The organism is Rhodovulum sp. PH10 (genome assembly GCF_000293785.1).
Taxonomy (GTDB): Bacteria; Pseudomonadota; Alphaproteobacteria; order Rhizobiales; family Xanthobacteraceae; genus Rhodoplanes.
Genome location: NZ_AKZI01000113.1, coordinates 34,294 through 55,603, shown reverse-complemented (window position 1 = coordinate 55,603; position 21,310 = coordinate 34,294). Strand labels below are relative to the sequence as shown.

The 21,310-nt window shown below is 70.4% G+C and carries 14 protein-coding genes; 4 read left to right on the top strand and 10 right to left on the bottom strand.

Annotated features, from left to right (window positions below; translation table 11 throughout):
* Window positions 1–11: 11 nt before the first annotated feature.
* The 3 genes from A33M_RS17275 to pepN form a co-directional block, all read right to left on the bottom strand.
* Window positions 12–887: an aldo/keto reductase family oxidoreductase gene (locus A33M_RS17275; protein WP_008389762.1), complete on the bottom strand. Its 876-nt coding sequence runs from the start codon at window positions 885–887 to the stop codon at window positions 12–14.
* Between the two features lie 141 nt (window positions 888–1,028).
* Entirely contained in the window at window positions 1,029–3,368 is a 2,340-nt protein-coding gene (locus A33M_RS17270; protein WP_008389760.1) for a sensor histidine kinase, read from the bottom strand.
* 303 nt (window positions 3,369–3,671) lie between these two features.
* Window positions 3,672–6,323 (bottom strand): aminopeptidase N, encoded by a 2,652-nt coding sequence (pepN, locus tag A33M_RS17265; RefSeq protein ID WP_008389757.1) that lies wholly within the window; start codon window positions 6,321–6,323, stop codon window positions 3,672–3,674.
* Between the two features lie 357 nt (window positions 6,324–6,680).
* On the opposite strand from pepN, the gene A33M_RS17260 reads away from it, so the two are divergent.
* Both A33M_RS17260 and A33M_RS17255 read left to right on the top strand, forming a co-directional pair.
* Window positions 6,681–7,535: an HAD family hydrolase gene (locus tag A33M_RS17260; protein WP_008389755.1), complete on the top strand. Its 855-nt coding sequence runs from the start codon at window positions 6,681–6,683 to the stop codon at window positions 7,533–7,535.
* Window positions 7,536–7,852: 317 nt separating this feature from the next.
* Window positions 7,853–8,821 carry an MBL fold metallo-hydrolase gene (locus A33M_RS17255; protein WP_040621308.1) on the top strand — a complete coding sequence of 323 codons (969 nt, stop codon included), beginning with the start codon at window positions 7,853–7,855 and terminating at the stop codon, window positions 8,819–8,821.
* Between the two features lie 109 nt (window positions 8,822–8,930).
* Here the strand turns inward: A33M_RS17255 and A33M_RS17250 are convergent, their stop codons facing one another.
* Window positions 8,931–10,277 carry an MFS transporter gene (locus A33M_RS17250; protein WP_052027102.1) on the bottom strand — a complete coding sequence of 449 codons (1,347 nt, stop codon included), beginning with the start codon at window positions 10,275–10,277 and terminating at the stop codon, window positions 8,931–8,933.
* 128 nt (window positions 10,278–10,405) lie between these two features.
* On the opposite strand from A33M_RS17250, the gene A33M_RS17245 reads away from it, so the two are divergent.
* On the top strand, window positions 10,406–11,344 hold the full coding sequence (locus tag A33M_RS17245) for a LysR substrate-binding domain-containing protein (RefSeq protein ID WP_008389749.1): 939 nt from the start codon (window positions 10,406–10,408) through the stop codon (window positions 11,342–11,344).
* 7 nt (window positions 11,345–11,351) lie between these two features.
* On the opposite strand, the gene A33M_RS17240 is transcribed toward A33M_RS17245, so the two are convergent.
* The 6 genes from A33M_RS17240 to A33M_RS17215 all read right to left on the bottom strand — a co-directional run bounded on the left by A33M_RS17240 (window position 11,352) and on the right by A33M_RS17215 (window position 19,563).
* Entirely contained in the window at window positions 11,352–11,915 is a 564-nt protein-coding gene (locus A33M_RS17240; RefSeq protein WP_008389747.1) for an RES family NAD+ phosphorylase, read from the bottom strand.
* Window position 11,916: 1 nt separating this feature from the next.
* On the bottom strand, window positions 11,917–12,255 hold the full coding sequence (locus A33M_RS17235; protein ID WP_008389745.1) for an antitoxin Xre/MbcA/ParS toxin-binding domain-containing protein: 339 nt from the start codon (window positions 12,253–12,255) through the stop codon (window positions 11,917–11,919).
* 110 nt (window positions 12,256–12,365) lie between these two features.
* Complete coding sequence (locus A33M_RS17230; RefSeq protein WP_237718407.1) at window positions 12,366–15,347, bottom strand: bifunctional [glutamine synthetase] adenylyltransferase/[glutamine synthetase]-adenylyl-L-tyrosine phosphorylase; 2,982 nt, start codon at window positions 15,345–15,347, stop codon at window positions 12,366–12,368.
* A gap of 9 nt (window positions 15,348–15,356) precedes the next feature.
* Window positions 15,357–16,955, bottom strand: coding sequence for a sensor histidine kinase (locus A33M_RS17225; protein WP_008389740.1), 1,599 nt, complete (start codon window positions 16,953–16,955; stop codon window positions 15,357–15,359).
* A 61-nt stretch (window positions 16,956–17,016) separates the two neighbouring features.
* Window positions 17,017–17,697: a response regulator transcription factor gene (locus tag A33M_RS17220; protein ID WP_040621346.1), complete on the bottom strand. Its 681-nt coding sequence runs from the start codon at window positions 17,695–17,697 to the stop codon at window positions 17,017–17,019.
* Between the two features lie 321 nt (window positions 17,698–18,018).
* On the bottom strand, window positions 18,019–19,563 hold the full coding sequence (locus tag A33M_RS17215; protein WP_008389735.1) for a Do family serine endopeptidase: 1,545 nt from the start codon (window positions 19,561–19,563) through the stop codon (window positions 18,019–18,021).
* 427 nt (window positions 19,564–19,990) lie between these two features.
* Here A33M_RS17215 and A33M_RS17210 point away from each other — a divergent pair, with 427 nt between their 5' ends.
* The gene (locus tag A33M_RS17210) at window positions 19,991–21,190 is read left to right on the top strand and encodes a magnesium and cobalt transport protein CorA (RefSeq protein ID WP_008389734.1); all 1,200 of its coding nucleotides are present in this window, start codon (window positions 19,991–19,993) and stop codon (window positions 21,188–21,190) included.
* Window positions 21,191–21,310 lie beyond the last annotated feature (120 nt).

Below are 21,310 nucleotides of genomic sequence, written 5' to 3'. Positions count from 1 at the left end.
CGGGCCAGAGATCAGGCGGCGGTGCGCGCCGCCCCCTCGAGCTCGGCGACCGCATCGTCCGGCAAGGACAGCTCGGCCGCCGCGAGGTTTTCCCGCAGATGCGCGACCGACCCCGTGCCCGGGATCAGCAGAATGTTCGGCGCGCGCCTCAGGAGCCAGGCGAGCGCGACCTGCATCGGCGTCGCCCCGAGCCGCGCCGCCACCCGAGACAGCACGGTCGACTGCAGCGGCGTGAAGCCGCCGAGCGGAAAGAACGGCACATAGGGCACGTTTTCGCGCGCGAGGTCGTCGATCAGCGCGTCGTCGTCCCGGTGCATCACGTTGTACATGTTCTGCACGCAGGCGATCGCGCAGATGCGCCGGCCCTCGGCGATCTGGGTCGGGGTGACGTTGGACAGCCCGATGTGGCGGACGAGCCCCTTGCGCTGCAGCTCCGCCAGCGCCGTGAGCGGCGCCTCGAGCGAGCCTTCCGCCGGACCGTGAACGCCGAACATCAGCCGCAGATTGACCACCTCCAGCACGTCGAGCCCGAGATTGCGCAGATTGTCGTGCACCGCCGCGGTGAGCTGCTCGGCCGAGAAGGCCGGGTTCCACGAGGCGTCGGCGCCGCGCACCGCGCCGATCTTGGTGACCAGCACGAGATCGTCCGGATAGGGCGCGAGCGCCTCGCGGATCAGCTGGTTGGTGACGTGCGGCCCGTAAAAGTCGCTGGTGTCGATGTGGTTCACGCCGCTCGCCACCGCCTCGCGCAGCACGGCGATCGCCGCAGCACGATCCTTCGGCGGCCCGAACACGCCGGGCCCGGCGAGCTGCATGGCGCCGTAGCCGAGCCGCCTCACCGCGCGGTCGCCGAGCACGTGGGTGCCGGCCTTCTCGATGCTGGTCATGATCGATCTCCCTGAAAAGCTCCCCGGCTCAGATGTGCACGACCGGAGCGCTCGGAAACAGTGGGAGAACCGCACGCCCCGTACGGGACATCGAACAATGAAGCTCGAGAGGCCATCGAGACGAGACGGCGCGCGAAGGGCTCAGGCGACCTCGCGCTCGGATTCGCGCTCGGGCATCAGTCGTGACACCTCCCGCGCCTCGTCGTCGAGCGGGAAGCGCACCACCACGACGGTGCCGCGGCCGGGGGTCGAGCGCATCCGCATCGTCCCGGAATGCAGCTCGATCAGCGATTTCGAGATCGCCAGGCCGAGCCCCGAGCCCTGGTGCGATTTGGTGAACTGATCCTCGACCTGCTCGAACGGCCGGCCGAGCCGCTCCAGCGCCTTGCGCGAGATGCCGATGCCGGTGTCGGCGATCGCCACCACCACCGCGTTCTTCTTCAGCCGGCCGTGCACCCGCACCTCGCCGCCGTCCGGCGTGAACTTCACCGCGTTCGACAGAAGGTTCAGCACCACCTGCTTGATGGCGCGCCGGTCGGCGTCGAGCACCAGGCCCTCGCCGATGCTCGACGTCACCGTCAGCGACTTGTCCAGCGCGCGCTTCGACACCACGCGGATCGCGTCGGCGAGGATGCGGTCGACCTCGACCTCCTCGACGTCGAGCCGCAGCCGGCCCGCCTCGATGCGCGACATGTCGAGAATGTCGTTGATCACCTCGAGCAGATACTGGCCGCTCGCGCGGATGTCGCGGCAGTACTCGTCGTAGCGGTCGACGCCGAGCGGGCCGAACAGCCGCGCCTCCATGATCTCGGAAAAGCCGATGATGGCATTGAGCGGCGTTCTCAGCTCGTGGCTCATATTGGCGAGGAATTTGGACTTCGCCTGGTTGGCGACCTCGGCGCGGGTCTTCTCCTCGGCGTATTTCTCGGCGAGCTCGGCGAGCTGACGGGCCTGGCTCTGCAGCGCCTGCTGGGACGTTCTCAGATCGCGCACCGTCGCCATCAGCCGGCGCTCGCTCTCGATCAGCTTCTCCTCGTGCCGCTTGATCTTGGTGATGTCGGTGCCGACCGAGACGTAGCCGCCGTCCTTGGTGCGGCGCTCGCTGATTTGCAGCCAGCGGCCGTCGTCGAGCTGCGCCTCGAAGGTGCGCCCACCCGGCGCCGCAGCGCCGGTCTCGTTGACGATGGTGCGCACCACGTGCTGGCTGCCGGCGGCCAGCACCGCCTCGTAGGAGGTGCCGGCGACCACGGCGGAGTCCGACAGATTGTAGAGCTGCTGGAAATTGGAGTTGCACAGAACGAGGCGGTTCTCACAGTCCCACAGGACGAAGGCTTCCGGCACCGTCTCGATCGCGTCGCGCAGCCGCAGGTCCGCCGCGACGGTCTTCTCGACCAAGCTCTTCTGCTCGGTGATGTCGACCGCGATGCCGATCAGATGCAGGCCGCGCTCGTGCGCCTCGCGGATGATCTCACAACGCACCCGCACCCACACCCAGTCGCCACGGGCGTGGCGAATGCGGAAGGCGCGGTCGATCGCCTTGGTCTTGCCGTCGCTGATCTGGGCGGCGAGCGCATAGAGGTCGACGTCCTGCGGGTTCACCAGCGCCTCGACGTCGCCGAAGGTCAGAAGCTCGTCGCTCGCCTCCATGCCGAGGATCGCGAACATCGAGTGCGACCAGAAGATCCGGCCGGACGACAGGTCCCAGTCCCACAGGCCGCAGCGGCCGCGATTGAGCGCGGTGTCGATGCGGTGGCGGACGGTGTCGTGAATGAGATCGGCCTCGCGGGCGCGCACCGTCTGCCAATGGAAGGCGAAGCCGAGGATCAGCACGACGAAGCTCGTCGTCGCCGACAGCGTGATGGTCAGCGCGGTGTCGGAGCGCCATACCGACAGCGCCGGCGGATCGGGTGCGATCACCAGCACGTGCCCGAGCGGAGCGGCGAGCCGGCGCAGCGTCGACAACCCGCGGCGTCCGTCGGGAAGATCGACCAGCAGCACGCTCGCGCGGCGCCCGAGCAAATCCTCGCCCGCGGTCGCCGACACGAGATCGGCGAGCCCGTGGCCGCGGGCGCGCTCCGGCGGCGTCGAGGCGATCACCACGTCGTTCGCGTCGGTGACGAACACGTCGCGGTCCTTCAGCGCCGGATCGCTGCCGATCAGGCGGCTCACCGCCTCCTGCAGACGGACCGGATCGGCGCCGGCGCCCACCGTGACGTCGCCCAAGCGCTCGACCAGCAACGCGGCGAGGATCTCGATCTCGTTCGCCACCATGCCGGCGGCGTGATGACGCGCGTCACGGATCTGCACCGCCGCGCCGGCCGCGATCGTGATCAGAAAGACGATGATCAGCACCGGCACGGCGCGCCGCAGCACCGGCTCGGCGATCAAGAGCCGGCGATAGGTCGGCCTCGCGACCGATTGCGCCAGTCCCTTGATGGAATCGGTACTCGCAGACGCGCTCGCACCGTGAGCGGGCGCCATCGCCAGCCTCCGTTCGGATCGTTCCTGAAAGTCGGAAGGATGTGCCGCATCTCCCGAACGATCGGATTTGAATCGAAGACGAGTGATTTGTCGAGAGTCGCCGAATCATTTTTGGCGGCTTTTGGCCACAATGCCGAAAGCCTACGTGTTTTCAGGGAGTCCGGCCGGACTCGGGTGCCGTCGCGGCGGCATCCGGCCGGGCCGGACGGTAGGCGGCCGGCGCGACGGCCGGCTCGCCCGCGTCGCGTCGCCGGTGTCGCGTCGGCAGTGCCGCGCTGCCGGCGCGGTGCCGACGCCGGTGCGTCAGGCGTCGCCGAGCGAGCGCTGCACGATGTCGGCGAGGTCGCGCGACAGCGACGCCGCCGCCCCCACCCGCTCGATCGCCGCACGCGCCTTGGCCCGCCGCGCGGGCTCGAGCGCCCGCCACGAGCGGAACGCGGTCATCATGCGGGCGGCGACCTGCGGGTTGCGCCCATCGAGCTCCAGCACGATGTCGGCGACGAAGGCGTAGCCGGCCCCGTCGGCGCGGTTGAACTGGGTGTGGTTGGCCTGCGCGAACGAGCCGATCAGCGCCCGCACGCGGTTCGGGTTGCCGAGCGAGAAGGCCGAGTGCTCGGTGAGCCGGCGCACCCGGTCGAGCGTTCCCGCCTCCGGGATCATCGCCTGCAGGGCGAGCCACTTGTCGATCACCAGCGGGTTCGCCTCGTAGCGCTGCAGGAAGTCGGCCAGCGCGTTTTCGCGCGCATCTCCCGGATGCAGCGAGAGGGTCGACAGCGCCGCCATCCGGTCGGTCATGTTGTCGGCCTCGGCATACTGCGCCGCGGCGAGCGCGATCGCCTCCGCCCCGCCGGGCGCCGCCATCAGATCGAGGCAGGCATTGGCGAGCGCGCGGCGGCCGGCACTGGCGGCGTCGGGGCCATAGGGCGCGCCGGTGCGCATCCGGCCGCGGGTCGCGGCGAGTGCGGGCGCGAGCTCGTTGCCGATCGCGCGTCGCAGCGCGCGGCGGGCGAGGAAGATCGCCTCGGGATCGACCTCGCGGCCGAGGTCGCGGGCGATGTCGCCCTCGGAGGGGATCGACAGCACCTGCGCGACGAAGGCGGGCTCCAGCGTCTGGTCGGCGAGCAGCGTGCCGAGCGCGTGCACCAGCCCGCCGTCGTGATGCAGGTTGCCGGCCGAGCGGATCGCCGCCACGTTGTCGATGAGGAGAGACGAGGCGAGCGTCTGCACCGCCTGCCAGCGATTGAACGGGTCGGAATCGTGGGCGGCGAGGAAGCGCAGATCGTCGCTCGACAGATCCGCCTGGATCTTGACCGGCGCCGAGAAGCCGCGACCGAGCGAAGGCACCGGCCGCTCGGCGATGCCGGTGAACACGAAGGTCTCCGCCGGCTTGGTCAGCACGATCACGCCGCGCTCGACCGGCCCGTGGCCCTCCAGCACCAGCGGAAGATCGTCGCCGTCCGGGCCGACCAGGCCGAGCGCGAGCGGGATCGCCATCGGCGCCTTGGAAGGCTGGCCGGGCGTCGGAGGCACCATCTGGGCGAGCTCGAGCGTCAAGGTCTTGGCATGCGGATCGTGCGTCGTGGTCACCGCGATCTCGGGCGTGCCGGCCTGCGCGTACCACAGCATGAACTGCGTCAGATCGACCTTGCCGGCGTCGGCGAAGCAGGAGACGAAATCCTCGATGGTCGCCGCGCGGCCGTCGTTGCGCGCGAAATAGAGGTCCATGCCGGCGCGGAATTTTTCCGGACCCAGCAGGGTCTTCAGCATCCGCACCACCTCGGCGCCCTTCTCGTACACGGTCGCCGTGTAGAAATTGTTGATCTCGCGATACACCTCCGGGCGCACCGGGTGGGCGAGCGGGCCGGCGTCCTCGACGAACTGATGGCCGCGCAGCACCCGCACGTCGGCGATGCGCTTCACCGGGCGCGAGCGCATGTCGGAGGAGAACTCCTGATCACGGAAGACGGTGAGGCCTTCCTTCAGGCACAGCTGGAACCAGTCGCGGCAGGTGATGCGGTCGCCGGTCCAGTTGTGGAAGTACTCGTGGGCGATCACCGCCTCGATGCCGGCGAAATCCTGGTCGGTCGCGGTGTCGGTGGAGGCCAGCACGTACTTGTCGTTGAAGACGTTGAGGCCCTTGTTCTCCATCGCCCCCATGTTGAAGTCGGCGACCGCGACGATGTTGAAGACGTCGAGGTCGTACTCGCGGCCGAACACCTCCTCGTCCCAGCGCATCGCCCGCTGCAGCGCCTCGAGGGCGTAAGCCGCGCGGTCCTCCTTGCCGGTCTCGACATAGACGCCGAGCGCGACGGTACGGCCCGACATGGTGGTGAAGCTCGCGGTGCGGGCAGCGAGCCGGCCGCCGACCAGCGCGAACAGATAGGACGGCTTCGGGTGCGGATCGTGCCACACGGCATAATGCCGGCCGGTGCCGGGAATGTCGCCCGCCTCGACCGGGTTGCCATTGCCGAGCAGCACCGGCGCCTCGTCCTTCGCGGCCTCGATGCGGGTGGTGTAGACCGCCATCACGTCCGGCCGGTCGGGGAAATAGGTGATGCGGCGAAAGCCTTCCGCCTCGCACTGGGTGCAGTAGTTGCCGCTCGAGCGGTAGAGCCCCATCAGCTTGGTGTTGGCCGACGGGTTCAGCTCGGTCTCGATCTCCAGCACGAACGGGCCGGAGGGCGGCTGCGGGATGGTCAGGCCGTCGGCGGTGGCGAGATAGTCTTCCGGCGCGAGGCGCGTGCCGTCGATCGCCACCGACACCGGGGTCAGCTCGTCGCCGTCGAGCGTGACCGGCGCGGGCGCCGCCGCCGCCGGGTTCGGCCGCAGCGACAGCCGCGCTTTCACCCGCGTGCGGGCGGGATCGAGCGAGACGTCGAGATCGACCGTGTCGACCAGCCAGTCGGGGGGGCGATAGTCCGCGAGGCGGACCGGACGGGCTTGCTCTGTACGCATGGGATGTCCTTCGGCTGGTACCGAGCGATGTAAGCCGGCCGCCGGCGGATTTAAAGAGATTTGCCGGCCCGCCGGAGTCCGGGGTCGCCCTGCCGGCCGCCCTGCCGGGTCACCACCCGGTCACCGGCCGGCGATCGCCGCCGACGGGTAGCCGACACAACGGAGACTTCACGGGAATTTCGTTCGCCTGTGGCGGAACCGCGCGGAAGCGAAGCGGTTCTATGCAGGAGTTGCCGGACCGGTCGCCGAGGCATCGCCCCTCGCATGGCTCCCGGACTCGAACCCTCAAGGCACGGGCGGGGGAGTGGAACGAGGACCTCAATGGCTGTTGCTCGCAGGATACGCCGACGCGGCTGGATGAACGCCGCGAAGAAGACACCGCAAGCGCCCGAGCCCCGCCGTCCGTCCGTCCCGCACCTCGCGGTACGCTCGCGCACCGGCGGCTCGCTGGCCGAGGCGCGGGTCTATGTGTTCGACATCGAAGGCACGCTGGTCGACACCGTGCTGCCCTCGCTGAACTGCTGGACCCAAACGCTCGCCGAGTTCGGCCACACCTTCCGCACCGCCGACATCCATCGCTACGAGGGCATGGATGCCGAGGACATGCTGACCGAGCTGCTGCCCGAGAGCGAATGCCGCGAGACGCGCGAGCTGGTGCTCGACAAGTATCGCTGGCGGATGCGCACCGAGGTGTTGCCGACGCTGCGCGCCTTTCCCGGCGTACGCACGCTGATCGCCGACCTGAAGAGCCGCGGCGCCGCGGTCGCGCTGGTGACCACCGCGCGCGACGAGGAGCTCGCGCATTATCGCAGCCTGATCGAGGTCGACGATCTGGTGGACACCGTGGTGTCGGGCGGCGAAGTGGAGCGCGGCATGCCGCATCCCGATCTTCTCGAGGCGGTGCTCGAGCGGCTCGGCACGCGGCATCCGGGCGACGCGCTGCTGATCGGCGACACCCCCTACGACGCGGAAGCCGCCCATCACGTGCGCATGCGCGCGGTCGGCATGCTGAGCGGGCTCTATGCCAAGGCCGATCTCGTGAATGCCGGCTGCCAGGCGGTGTTTCTCGATCCGCGCAGCCTGCATTCGGCGCTCGCGCTGCCCGAGCACGCCGCCGCGCCGGTGGCGGCCGAGCCCGGATCCGAGGTGGGGTCCGAGTTGGAGGTGGACGCAGAGACGGTGCCGACCGCCCCCGCGCCGGAGGCGGCCTGAGGGCTCGGCCCGCGCGCCGCACCGACGTCCGAAACACGATCTAGGATGAAGACCGGACCGGCCGGCCGCGGGAGACGTGGCCGGCCGCTGTCGCATGATCCCGATGCGCTGCCAAGAGCCGGTCGTCCCCATGGGCCGAGCGACGCGAAAACCCGGGATGCGCGAGACGAGCCGCCGGCCGCCGCCCCGCGCGCTTCAAGCGGGCGAGCGCATGGCGTAAAAAAGCACCTGCGGCTTTTCCTCGTCCACCCGCCCCCTGCTGCGCTGTGCGCGGAGACCCGCGTGCCTCGCACGGGCGGCAGCGCAGGTTCTCGAACATGCCGGTCCCCGTCGATTCCCTCGAAGTGCACATCCTGGTCGACAACACGGTCGACAGCCTGTCGTCGGTGCCCGCCGGCATCGAGGCCGAATGGCCTTATCAGGTGCGGCGCGGCCACGAGGTCTCCTCCGACGTGCTGTGCTGCGCGGTGCACGGCCTCGCCTGCCTCGTCACGGTGCGGCGCGACGGCGTCGCCCGCAGCCTCTTGTTCGACGCGGGGCCCGAGGGCTACGCCTTCGAGCGCAACACGACGCGGCTCGGCATCGATCTCGGCGCCGTCGAGGCGGTGGTGCTGTCGCACGGCCACTGGGACCATGCCTGCGGCCTGCCGGCCGCGCTCGACCTGATCCGCGCGGCGAACGGCGAGAAGCCGGTGCCGCTCTACGTGCATCCCGGCATGTTCGCCCAGCGCGGCTCGAAGCGCGCCGACGGCAGCCTGCGGATTCTGGAAGACATCCCCTCCCCCGTCACGCTCGCCGCGCACGGCGCCGTGGTGATCGACGCGACCGAGCCGCAGGAGCTGCTCGACGGCATGGTGCATCTCACCGGAGAAATTCCGCGCGTCGTGCCGTTCGAGAAGGGCCTTCCGGGTGACCTGCGCCGCAACGCCGAGGGCGAGTGGGAGCCCGACCCGCTGATCACCGACGAGCGCTTTCTCACGGTGAACGTCGCCGGCAAGGGCATCGTCGTGCTGACCGCCTGCTCGCACGCCGGCATCGTCAACGTGCTGAAGCACGCGCGCGAGATCCATCCCGACGTGCCGCTGCACGGCGTGGTCGGCGGCCTGCATCTCGCCGGCACGAACGAGCGCATCATCCCGCAGACGGTGGAGGCGCTGCGCGACTTCGACCTCGCCCGGATCGCCGCCGGCCACTGCACCGGCTGGCGGGCGATCGACGCGCTCGTCGAGACCTTCGGCAAGGCGACGGTGTCACCGCTCGCCGCCGGCAAGCGTTATCTGTTCTGAGACGCCCTCCACCCTTCGCACCGAACGCGAACGCGCCCCGATCCGAGAGAATCGGGGCGCGTCGGCCGTTCGTCGAGGAGGTTTCGCGACCCCTCCGCCGAACCGGGGGTCAATCCGGCAAGGGCTTGCCGGCGGTCTCCGGCAGGAACCACGGCACGATCACGCCGAGCACGAACACGCTGGCCATGGTCAGCGCCGCGCTCGACAGCCCGCCGAGGCTGGCGACCAGCGCACCGGCGATGATCGGGAAGAGCCAGGCGATCAGCCGCGCGGCGTTGAAGATGAAGCCGGCGGCGGTGGCGCGCACCGCGGTGGGGAACAGCTCGACCAGATAGATCGCCATCCACGAGAAGGCGAAGCCGAGGGTGAACACGCCGTTGAAGAAGGCGATCACCATGAAGGTGTAGAGGTCGCCGGTCCAGGTGTAAGTGAGGATCGACATCACCAGCGAGCCGGCGAACGTCATGAGAAGATACGGCCGCCGCCCGATCGCATCGGCGATGAAGCCGGACGAGACATAGGCGATGATCGCCCCGACATTGTAGATGAGCGACATGCGCGGCGCCCACACGCCGGCCGGCTCGCCGTGCAGATGCGCGAGCTGCTCGGTATAGGCCGGCATCCAGCTCGACACCGCCCACCAGCCGACCGTGGTGGCGAACGACAGGATGGTGGTCAAGAGCACGCGGCGGCGGCTCTCGGGATCACGGAAGATCTCCGACAGCGTGAACGGCCGGGTGCTCTCGCCGTGGCTCGCGGCGACGGCGCGCTGCGCCTTGACCGCGGCGACCCACTTCTCGGACTCGTCGAGCGCGCGGCGCAGATAGAGCACGCAGAAGGCGGGCAGCGCGCCGGCGACGAAGATCAGCCGCCAGCTCTCGCTGCCGAGCGGCTGGAAGGTGGCGAGCAGGAACCACACCGCCGAGGCGAGCAGCGCGCCGCCGCCGAAGCCCGAATGCAGGAAACCGCAGCCCTTCGGCCGCGCCTTGTCCGGCCAGGTCTCGGACACCAGCGCGACGCCGGTGCTCCACTCGCTGCCGATCGCGAGCCCGGTGATGAAGCGCATCACCGCCAGCATCTCGAAGCTGGTGGAGAAGCAGGTGAGGCCGGTGAACAGCGCGTAGAAGAATACCGCCAGCATCATCATCCGCTTGCGGCCGATATAGTCGCACAGGACGCCGCCGATCAGGCCGCCGATGCCCCAGCCGAGCAGGGTGATGCCGATCGCCGTGCCGGCATAGAAGGCCGGCGTCTGCGCCTGCTCGGGGGTGAGCAGCGTGCGCAGCGCGGAGGGCAGCGCGACGACCAGGGCGAACGCCTCGAAGCCGTCGAAGATCCACCCCATGTAGCTGCCCCACAGGATGCGCCAGTGACGCGGCGTCAACCCTGCATACCAGGGATCCGAACCACTCGCCGCGTCTCCTTGCCCGACGAGGCGATCTTGAATATTCGTCATCTTGCCCCCGCTTTTTCGGTGTCCGAGGAAATCAGAAATCGCCCGGGGGGCCGCTGGCAAATGATAAATAACCAGTCCAGCATGACGAAACGTCATGTCGCCACCGATCGCGACGGAGTGATCCGCGAATGCCCGGCCGTCTTCCCTCGATCGCCTGCCTGCGCGCCGCCGAGGCGGTGGCGCGCCACTGCAGTTTCGGACGCGCCGCAGTCGAGCTGAATCTCACGCAGACGGCGATCAGCCACCAGATTCGCAAGCTGGAGACTCTTCTCGGCATCGAGCTGTTCACCAGAAAAGGCGGCACGGTGCGGTTGACGCCGCCCGGCGAGCAATACCTCGCGGACATACGTCCCATGATCGTCGGCATCGCTCACGCGACCGATCGGGTGGCGCACGGCACCGGCGAGACCTTGATGATCGGGTGCCCCGGCACCTTCCTGCTCAAATGCCTGGTGCCGCGCATCGACGGCTTCATCGAGAAGCATCCGGACATCGACGTGCGGTTGCGCACGCTCAACCCGTACGACACGGGCGACCGCGACGGCACCGGCCCCTTCAAGGGGCTCGACCTCGCGATCCGCTACGGGCTCGGCGCCTTCGCCGGCCACGACTCCGACCGCATCTCCTACGAGCGCATCTTTCCGGTGTGCGGCCCGGCGCTGCTCGCCGGCAAGACGGCGCCGCTCGATCCGGCCGAGCTCGCGCACCACCGGGTGATCCGCGCCACCACGCCGCTCCTGCTGCGGGACGACTGGCCGCTGTGGCTCGAGACCGCCGGCGCGCCGGGCCTCGCCTTCGCCGACGAGATCGCCTGCGACCTGCTCTATTCGTGCTTCGAGCTGGCGGCCAACGGCATCGGCGTGGTGATGGGGCGCACGCCGGTGGTGGCGGAAGATCTCGCGCGCGGACGACTGGTCGCGCCATGGGCGCACAGCCTGCAGTCGTCGTCCGGCTATTTCGTCACGGTGCCGCACGGCCACGGCCGGCACGAGGCGGTGCGGCTGTTTCGCGACTGGCTGCTCGCCGAGTTCGCCGAGCCCGACGCCCCCGCCCTGCCGATCGCGTGAGAAAGTGTCAGCGGTCGGGATCGCGACGCCAGGCCACGAGATCGACCGGCTCGGAGGCGACGACGGTGACGGCGCCCGGCGCCATCTGCTCGTCGAAGAGCACCAGCGTGTCGCACGGCCAGCGGGCGCTGGGTGCGATCAGGCCGTCGAAGCCGAGAAAGAACGCCGCCTCGGCGATCGCCTGAGACCGGAGGTAATCACGATCGGCCCAGCGTTCGGTGACGACGCCGAGCCGCGCGAGCGCGGACGGATCGGCGAGCCGCAGCGTGCGCGCGGTGACGACCCGCAGCGTGTGGACGAGCCACCGGATCTTGGAGGGAAACACCGGCTGCAGGGAGAGAAGCGCGTCGATCTCGGCGATCGCCCCGTCGCGCGCGAGCGAGGTGTAGAGCACGTCGAACGAGCCGTCGCACCAGCGGCTGCGCGAGGGTCCGCCGAGCGTCGGATCGCGCTCCTCGCGCACCACCCGCCACACCCGGCCCTCGAACGCCTCGCGTGGAAAGGCGTCGATCGCGTCGAGCAGCGCGAGGTCGCGGGCGCGACGCATGCCGCCGGGCGGATCGTCCGCCATGTCAGGTGTGGGCTCCGGTCTCCAGCGCCTCGACGAGCGCCAGCACCTCCTCGGTGCGGCCGGCATTGATCAGGTCGATCGCCCGCTCGCCACCGAGCATCGGATGCGCCGCATGCAGCCACAGCCGGGTCTCGTCGGGCGTGTAGAGGTCGGCGAGCCGGTCGACCACGTAGCGCAGCTCGGCGATCACCGTCTGGGTGCGCAGATCGGGCGTCGCCTTGCCGCTCGACCAGCGCGACACGGTCGCCGGCGAGACCGCGACGATGTTGGCGATGTCCTTGCCCTGGAGCCCTCCGTCGTCACGGAGATGGGCGATGATCCGGCCGACCGCGGTGGACATGGGCGTCTCGTCCTCCCGGCGGAGGATTGCATTTCGATTTCACAGCGTCAACGCGGTGAAATCCGCCCGGTTCGCCCGGCCCTCCCCTCACCTGGGTCCTGCCCTCGCCCCTACGGCTCCTCTCCCAAAATCCGAACGAAGCACTTGCGCACCTTCTCCTGGGTCTCGACCACGTGCGCCTCGAGGGTGGCGAAGTCCGGCACGTCGCCGGCGCGGGTGAGCAGCGCCAACAGGCCGGCGCCGGCCTGCTCCGGCACGAACGGCCCGGACAGGCACAGCCGCAGGATGTGGCCGAGGTCGTGATAGAGCCGCGCCGCCGGGCGCAGCACCTCGGCGTCCTCGGCCGACAGGAGGCCGAGGCGGGCCGCCTTCTCGAGCACCCTTATGGTCGAGGTGTCGAGAATCTTCGGCTGCTCGGCGGCGTGGACGAGCTGCAGGTACTGCGTGACGAACTCGATGTCGACCAGCCCGCCGGCGACGTATTTCAGGTCCCACCGCTTGTCGTCGCCCTTCTCGGCGGCGATCGCCCGGCGCATCTCGACGACGTCGCCGGCGATCCGCTCACGGTCGCGCGGCACCGCCAGCACGGCGCGGATCGCCCCGTCCACCGCGGCCGCGAACTCCGGCGAGGCCGACACCACGCGGGCGCGGGTGAGCGCCATGTGCTCCCACGTCCAGGCCTCGGTGCGCTGATAGTCGCGGAAGGCGGCGAGCGAGGTGGCGACCGGCCCGGCGCGGCCGGACGGGCGCAGCCGCATGTCCACCTCGTAGAGCCGGCCGTGATTGGTCCGGGTGGTCAGCGCATTGATCAGCCGCTGGGTGAAGCGGGCGTAATACTGGCTGCCATAGAGCGAGCGGGCGCCGTCCGACTCCGGGTGGTCGGGATCGAAGTCGTAGATCACGATCAGATCGAGGTCGGACGAGGCGGTCATCTCGCGGCCGCCGAGCTTGCCCATCGCCAGCACCGCGCTCTCGCCGTTCGGGATTTTTCCGTAGGTCGCGGTGAAGGTCGCGTCGACGGAGCGATGCAGCGCGCGGATCACCACGTCGGCGAGCCCGGCGAACGCGTCGCCGGCCTGCACCGCCGACACCGTGCCGGAGAGAATCCGCGCGCCGATCAGGAACATCTGCTCCTGGCCGAACAGGCGCACGCGGTCGAGAAAATCCTCGTCCGAGCGGGCGAGCGCGAGCGAGCGGCCGAGCTCGGCGTCGAGCTGCGCGGCATCCGGCAGCGCGCCGAAGAAGGCCGGCTCGATCAGCGGGTCCATCACCTGCGGGTGCTCGGCGAGGATGTCGGCGAGCCGCGGCGCGGTGCCGAGCAGCACGCCGAGCAGCGTGACGAGATCGGGATTCTGGACGAGCAGCGCGAACAGCCGGCCACCGGCGTGCAGGCCGGAGACGAAGCGGTCGAAGGCGAGCACCGCCGCATCGGGGCTTTCGGCGTGGGCGAACTGATCGATCAGGCCCGGCACCAGCTGGGCGAACTGGCTTCGCGCGAACTCGCCGCGCAGGCCGCGCGGCGCGCCGGTCAGCCAGTGCCGCACGCGGGCGGACACCTCGAGCGGCTTCTGAAACCCCATCGTGGCGAGCTTGTCGAGCGTCTCGCGGTCGTCCTGGTCGGGCGGAAAGACGAGGCCGCGCTGCTCGGCGGCGCGGGCGGCGGCGTCCTCGAACAGCGCGGCGTAATGGCGCTGCACCACCTCGAGCTCGGCGACCAGCGCGGCGGCGAACGCGTCGCGGCTCTCGAAGCCGAGGAAGCGGGCGAACTTTTCCAAAGACTCGCGGTCGGCCGGCAGCGTGTGGGTCTGCTCGTCGGCGACCATTTGCAGGCGATGCTCGACGGTGCGGAGAAAGCGGTAGGCCCGCGCCAGCTCGGCCGCCGCCTCCGGCGTGATCCACTGGCCTTCGGCGAGTGCGTCGAGCGTCGCCAGCGTTTCCCGCCCGCGCAGCACCGGGTTGCGGCCACCGGCGATGAGCTGCTGGGTCTGCACGAAGAACTCGATCTCGCGGATGCCGCCACGGCCGAGCTTCACATTGTGCCCCTCGACCGCGATCGCGCCGTGGCCCTTGTAGGCATGAATCCGCCGCTTCATCGCGTGGACGTCGGCGAGCGTCGCGAAGTCGAGATATTTGCGCCAGACGAACGGCGACAGCTCCTTCAGAATGTAGCCGCCGAGCGCGAGGTCGCCGGCACAGGGGCGCGCCTTGATGAAGGCCGCACGCTCCCAGTTCTGGCCGGTGCTCTCGTAATAGTCGAGCGCCGCCGGCACCGACACCGCCACCTGGGTGGACGAGGGATCGGGCCTGAGCCGCAGGTCGACGCGAAACACGTAGCCGTCGACGGTGCGCTCGGAGAGAAGCTTGATCAGGCTGCGGGTGAGCCGCACGAACAAGGGCCCCGGCTCGAGGCCGGGGGCGAGCGGCGCGGTCGGGTCGTAGAAGACGATGAGGTCGATGTCGCTCGAATAGTTCAGCTCGTGGGCGCCCATCTTGCCCATGGCGAACACCACGTAGCCGCAGTGCTCGGCAACGTGGTCGGGATCGGGCGGCACCAGCTTGCCGGCGCGCACCAAGCCGTCGAGCAGGAAGCGCACCGCGGCGCGCACGGTGGTGTCGGCGAGATCGGACAAGGCCCCCGTCACCCGCTCGACCGGCCACACGCCGCCGATGTCGGCGAGCGCGATCAGGAGCGCCGCCTCGGCCTTGAGGGTGCGCAGGAGGCGCATCGCCTCGGCCTCGTCGCGGCTCGCGGCGACGGCGCGAAACGTGTCGGCGAGGATTTCGGCGAGGCGGCGGTCGGGGTCGCAGGCGAGCAGCGCCGCGAAGCGCTGCGGGTCGCGCTGCACCAGCTCCCACAGATAGGGCGAGCCGTCGGCCAGCGCCTCGAGCAGCGGCGCGACGGTGGGCGCGACGTCGAGCGCCCGCTCGACCGCCGCCGCTCCCGCCGGGTCGAGGGTTTCACGCCAGCGCGCGACGGTCTCGCTCGCACCCTCGGGGTCGGCACAAAGGGGCACCGCGACGATGCGCCGGGCCAAGGCCGGCGAGCCGTCGACGGTCTCGGCAGCGGCCTGGTCGTCCACATGGTCGTCCACGTCGGATCCTCACGGCGGCGCCGCCCGCGGCAGGGACAGGACGGCACGAAGACCCGGCGCATTGTCTTCGAGCCGAAGGTCCCCTCCATGAAGCCGGGCGATCGCGGATGCAAGGCTCAATCCGAGCCCGGAGCCCGGCTGCGACCGGCTCTGCTCCAGCCGGACGAAGCGGTCGAGCACGCGCACGCGGTCGCCCGCACCGATGCCGGGGCCACGATCGGCCACCTCGAGCTCGACGCGGTCGGCGACGATGCGGGCGCGCACCACGATCTCCGGCGGCGCATTGTCGCCCGCACGCGGGGCTTGCTGGCCCGCCTCCTCCGCACCCTCCGCTCGTCCCGGCGAAAGCGGAGATCCGGCGGAAGCCGGGGCGTGCTCGATCTCGTCCGGCCCGCCGGCCGGCCGGCCCGCGACCTCAGCGAGCGCCGGCGCAGGCGCTTGCGCGGCCTTCTCTTCGGCTTCCAGCGTGAGCACGGAATATTTGATGGCGTTGTCGATCAGATTGGCGATCGCCTGCCCGACCAGCTCGCGATTGCCGCGCACCGGCGCCGTCGCCACCGCCTCGACCCGAAGCGACAGACCCTTCTCCTCGGCCAGCGGCTCGTACAGCTCGCCGACGTCGCGGGCGATGCCGGCCGCATCGAACGCCGCCATATTGTCCCGCAGCTCGCCGGATTCCGCCCGCGCGATCATCAGGAGGGCGTCGAAGGTGCGGATCAGCCCGTCCGACTCGGCGATCGTCTTCTCCAGCGCCGCGCGATAGTCGCCCTCGCCGTCGGCATTGCGCAGCGCCGCCTCCGCCTGGTTGCGCAGCCGGGTGAGCGGCGTCTTGAGGTCGTGGGCGACGTTGTCGGACACCTCCTTCAGCCCGCGCATCAAGGCCTCGATGCGGTCGAGCATGACATTGAGGTTGGAGGCGAGGCGGTCCAGCTCGTCGCCGGTGCCGGCGATCGGCAAGCGGCCGGTGAGATCGCCGGCCATGATGGTGCGGGTGGTGTCGGTCATCGCATCGACGCGGCGCAGCACCCGGCGGCTGACGAACAGCCCGCCGGCGAGACCGAGCACCAGCACGATCGCGACCGACCAGCGGCCGGCGGTGGCGACGATGCGAAACAGCCGCTCGCGCTCGGCGAGGTCGCGGCCGACCAGCAGGCGGAAGCCGCCCGGCAGCTCGGCCACCTTGACGAGCGCGACATGACCCTCGCCCTCGGTCTCGTCGAGCCGGCGATAGGCGGTCTCGACCCAGCCGACGCTCTCGATCACGCCGGGCTCCAGCGAGCCGACGTTTCCCGCGAGGGCCGCGCCGTTCGGCATGGTGACGAGATAGAGGTTCGAGCCCGGCTGGTTGGCGCGGCTCTCGACGATGTAGACGAGCCGGCGCAGCCCGCCGATGTCGTACTGGTCGGACAGCTCGGAGACCTCGCTGGTCACCGTGCGCTCGATCTGCTCGTTGATCAGGCGGCGGGTGTTGAGCGCGAAATAGCCGAGCAGGAAGGCCGCGAACAGCGCGACCACCAGAAGATAGACGAGGGTGAGGCGGAACGCCGTGGTGCGCAGAAGCTTGGCGAGCGCCGACATGGCGGGACCGAGGGAGCGGAACAGCGTCATCGGGCCGCCACGCCGGCGCGGGAGCGCCACGAGCAGACGCCCGACACCGGGAGGGAGCGGGTCATCCGGCGACCGTGTCCCGGATCATGTAGCCGGCGCCGCGCACGGTGTGCAGCAGCGGCTGTGAAAAACCCTTGTCGATCTTCGCGCGCAGCCGCGAGACGTGGACGTCGATCACGTTGGTCTGCGGGTCGAAATGGTAGTCCCACACGTTTTCCAGCAGCATGGTGCGGGTCACCACCTGGCCGGCGTGCTTCATCAGATATTCGAGCAGGCGGAACTCGCGCGGCTGCAGCACGATCTCCTCCTCGCCGCGCACCACCCGGTGCGACAGGCGGTCGAGCTCGAGGTCGCCGACCCGGTAGACGGTCTCCTCCCGCCCACCGTGGCGGCGGGCCAGCACCTCGATGCGGGCCAGAAGCTCGGCGAACGAGTAGGGCTTTGCGAGATAGTCGTCGCCACCGGCGCGCAAGCCTTTCACGCGGTCGTCGACCGCGCCGAGCGCCGACAGGATCAGCGCCGGGGTGGTGACGCCCTTGCCGCGCAACGCACCGATCACCGCGAGGCCGTCGCGCTTGGGCAGCATGCGGTCGACGATCAGCACGTCGTAGGATTCGGCGAGTGCGAGCGCCAAGCCCTCCTCGCCGTCGGCGGCGTGGTCGGCGACGTGGCCGACCTCGCGCAATGCCTTGACCAGATACTCGGCGGCATCGCGATCGTCTTCGATGACCAAGAGACGCATGGCGTGCCCCTTGTCGGCGCCGGTGCTTCCGGTTGCGGTGTCCTGCTCGGCCGACGACAGACGCGACATGGGCGACATGGCCCGACCTCCGATCGACAAGTAACGATCCCCCGACGCGATGACAATCCATCCCGACTTGCCGTCCCCGGCTCGCCGTCCCGGCTCGCCGCACGGACTGCGAGGGCGCCCGCGAGCGGACCGGCGGGGACCGGCGGAACGGCGAGGGACGGACCCGAGGGTCCGCCCCTCAGAGGCTGCCTGGCGGGGGCGACGGTTGCCGACGGCAGCCTCTTGGCAATCTCCTCCTGCGGAAACGGCCGATCAGCCCTTGCCGAGCGGCACCGCGACGAAGCGGGTGTTCTGGCCCGACTTGATGCGCATCAGCACGGTCTTCTTGCCGCCGTCGGTGGCGTCGGCGAGCGCCCGGCGGACGTCGCGCGGGGTGGAGACCGCGGTGCCGGCCACGTCGAGGATCACGTCGCCGGTGCGCACCCGGTCGGCGGCCGCGCCGTCCGGATCGACCTCGGTGACCACCACGCCCTCGCCGCCGGCGCCCGCCACGTTGTCGGCCGGCGCGAGCGTCAGGCCGAGCCGCGACACCTCGGTGTCCTGCCGGCCGCCGCGGCCGCGATCGCCGTCGTCACGGTCGGCGCGGGCGGTGCGCTGCTTGGGCAGCTCGCCGAGCGTCAAGGTGACGTCCTCGGTCTTACCGTTGCGGTAGAGGCCGAGCTTGACCGAGGTGCCGGGCGGCATCGCCGAGATGGTGCGGGCGAGCGAGCGGGCGTCCTTCACCGGATCGCCGTTCACCGACATGATCACGTCGCCGGACTTGATGCCCGCCTTGTCGGCCGGGCTGCCGTCCTGCGGCTCGGCGACCAGCGCGCCCTCGGCCTTCTTGAGCCCCAGGCTGTCGGCGATGTCGTCGCTCACCGGCTGGATCTGCACGCCGATCCAGCCGCGGGTCACCTGCCCCTTGTCCTTGAGCTGGTCGACCACGTTGCGCACGGTCTCCGCGGGGATCGCGAAGGCGATGCCGACCGAGCCGCCGGACGGCGAGAAGATCGCCGTGTTGACGCCGATCACGTTGCCGTCGACGTCGAAGCTCGGGCCGCCGGAATTGCCGCGGTTCACCGGCGCGTCGATCTGGATGAAGTCGTCGTAGGGGCCGGAGCCGATGTCGCGCCCACGCGCCGAGACGATACCGGCGGTGACGGTGCCGCCGAGGCCGAACGGGTTGCCGACCGCCAGCACCCAGTCGCCGATGCGCGGCGCCTTGTCGGCGAGCGCCACCGTCGGGAAGGTCCGGCCCTTGCCGTCGACCTTGATCAGCGCGAGGTCGGTGCGCGGATCGGTGCCGATCACCTTGGCGTCGTAGCTCTGGCCGTCGTCGGTGGTGACCTGGACGGTCTCGGCCTTGTCGACCACGTGGTTGTTGGTCACCGCATAGCCGTCGGCGGAGATGAAGAAGCCCGACCCCTGGCCGGTGGTGAAGTGGCGGCGGCGGTGATGGCGCGGCGTGCGGCCCGGCATGTCGTCGCCCTGGCCGAAGCGGCGGAAGAAGAACTCGAACGGCGAACCGGGACCGAACGGGTCGTCGCTGGTCGCTCCCATGCGGGGCGACGGGTCGCTCATCTTGACGCGCACCGACATCACCGCGGGCTTCACCTTCTCGACGATGTCGGCGAAGCCGGCCGGGCGCTGCATGTTCTGCGCATAGGCGGGGCTCGCCAGCACCGGGCCGCCGCTCTGCGGGGCGAAGCCGGGCGCGGCGAACAGCACGCCGGTGCCGACGGCGCCGACGGTGGCGAGGAGAGCGAGGCGGCGGACGGACAGCGGGCGGCGCGCCTTCTTCGTCGTTTCGGTCATGCGAGGCTCCAAAAGCTCGATCGTGAACGCGGGTTTCTCGGGTGACCCGTCCGGTCGGGGTCCTGGCCGGCCGGTCGGCGAGATGGCGAGGCGGAGAACCGCAGCGCCGTTGCCGGGGAAGATGGGAGAGGCCGGATTACGGTGTCCTGACCGCGGGATTAAACATCGGTAATGTCGCGCGTTCCGGACCCGGGAACGACCGCTCCCGGCGGTCGCTGGCAAGAGGAACGACCGCCCCGGGCGGTCGCGGGCAAGAGGCACGACCGCCCCCGGCGGTCGCGGGCAAGAGGTACGACCGGACGCCCGCCGGTCGCGGGCGAGCGGGATCGCGCCTACATTGTCTTCGCTCGCCGCCCGTCCGGACGCCGAGCGCCCGATCCGACCGAGAACCAGCGCCGCCGGAACGGCGCGCGTCCGAGAGCCGCCCATGCCCCCGATCCCGGCCCCGCCCGCCGTCCCGCCCGCCGTCCCGTCCGACCCCGACCGGCCCGACCCCGCCCCGCCCGATCCCCGCGCCGAGGACCACGGGTCCGAAGAAGGCGACCTGCGCGAAGAAGACGATCTGCGCGACGACGCGCCGACGCTACCGGCGGTGCCGCCCTCCCCGGCCGCCGCCGCGCTGCCCGACCAGGTGGCGGCCTGCGCCACCCTGCACGAGCCGGGCGTCGTCAACGCGGTGGTCTATCGGCACGGCAAGAAGATCGGCGACGTCGCGATCGAGCATGCCGGGCTGTGGGCGCAAAAGCCGGAGCACGTGGTGTGGATCGGCCTGTTCGAGCCGGGCCACGACCTGCTCGCCCGCGTGCAGGCGCAGTTCTCGCTGCATCCGCTCGCCATCGAGGACGCCGAGAAGGCGCATCAGCAGCCGAAGCTCGAGCTCTATGGCGACACGCTGTTCGTGGTCGCCCGCACGGCGCAGATGGCCGAAGGGCGCATCGTGTTCGGCGAGACGCATCTGTTCGTCGGCCGCGGCTACGTGGTGAGCGTGCGGCACGGCCCGTCGATCTCGTATGCCGACGTGCGCCAGCGCTGCGAGGCGGCGCCCGACATGCTGATCAACGGCGAGGACTACATCCTCTATGCCGTGCTCGACTTCATCGTCGACAATTACGCCCCGGTGCTCGAGACGGTGACCGACGAGGTGGAGGCGATCGAGGATTGCGTGCTGGTGCGCAACCTCACCGGCGACGAGGTGAACCGCCTCTACATGCTGCGGCGCGACCTCCTGCGGCTGCGCAACGCCGCCGGCCCGCTGGTCGACGTCTGCCAAAGGCTCGAGCATTCCAAGCTCACGGTGGTCGATCCCGAGCTGCAGCCGCTGTTTCGCGACGTCACCGACCACATCAAGCGCGTCCAGTCGGAGATCGACACGCTGCGCGAGGTGCTGGCGTTCGCCTTCGAGGCGGGGCTGATGATCGGCCAGTCGCAGCAGACCGTGATCACCCGCCAGCTCGCCGCCTGGGCCGCCATCCTGGCGGTGCCGACCGCGGTCGCCGGCATCTACGGGATGAATTTCTCCAACATGCCGGAGCTGCACTGGCGGTACGGCTATTTCGTCGTGCTCGGCGCGATCGTCGCGATGTGCGGCGGGCTGTTCTGGTGGTTCAAGCGGGTGAAGTGGCTGTGAAGGCCGGCGCGGGGCGTCTGGCCCGGCCGGGCCGGCGGCGCGGGACTTGGCCGGCGGCGCGGCGCGCGCGGTTGTGGTAAGGTCGCGGCGCCGTTCGCCGGCGGCCCGACCAGCGTCGCT

Excerpts from the sequence above, each read along its gene's own strand:
- A33M_RS17270 (WP_008389760.1), bottom strand. The coding sequence starts at position 3,368 with ATGGCGCCCGCTCACGGTGCGAGCGCGTCTGCGAGTACCGATTCCATC.
- A33M_RS17240 (WP_008389747.1), bottom strand. The coding sequence starts at position 11,915 with ATGGCGGACGATCCGCCCGGCGGCATGCGTCGCGCCCGCGACCTCGCG.
- A33M_RS17245 (WP_008389749.1), top strand. The coding sequence starts at position 10,406 with ATGCCCGGCCGTCTTCCCTCGATCGCCTGCCTGCGCGCCGCCGAGGCG.
- A33M_RS17215 (WP_008389735.1), bottom strand. The coding sequence starts at position 19,563 with ATGACCGAAACGACGAAGAAGGCGCGCCGCCCGCTGTCCGTCCGCCGC.
- A33M_RS17260 (WP_008389755.1), top strand. The coding sequence starts at position 6,681 with ATGAACGCCGCGAAGAAGACACCGCAAGCGCCCGAGCCCCGCCGTCCG.
- A33M_RS17250 (WP_052027102.1), bottom strand. The coding sequence starts at position 10,277 with ATGACGAATATTCAAGATCGCCTCGTCGGGCAAGGAGACGCGGCGAGT.
- A33M_RS17275 (WP_008389762.1), bottom strand. The coding sequence starts at position 887 with ATGACCAGCATCGAGAAGGCCGGCACCCACGTGCTCGGCGACCGCGCG.
- A33M_RS17225 (WP_008389740.1), bottom strand. The coding sequence starts at position 16,955 with ATGACGCTGTTCCGCTCCCTCGGTCCCGCCATGTCGGCGCTCGCCAAG.
- A33M_RS17235 (WP_008389745.1), bottom strand. The coding sequence starts at position 12,255 with ATGTCCACCGCGGTCGGCCGGATCATCGCCCATCTCCGTGACGACGGA.
- pepN (WP_008389757.1), bottom strand. The coding sequence starts at position 6,323 with ATGCGTACAGAGCAAGCCCGTCCGGTCCGCCTCGCGGACTATCGCCCC.
- A33M_RS17255 (WP_040621308.1), top strand. The coding sequence starts at position 7,853 with ATGCCGGTCCCCGTCGATTCCCTCGAAGTGCACATCCTGGTCGACAAC.
- A33M_RS17210 (WP_008389734.1), top strand. The coding sequence starts at position 19,991 with ATGCCCCCGATCCCGGCCCCGCCCGCCGTCCCGCCCGCCGTCCCGTCC.
- A33M_RS17220 (WP_040621346.1), bottom strand. The coding sequence starts at position 17,697 with ATGCGTCTCTTGGTCATCGAAGACGATCGCGATGCCGCCGAGTATCTG.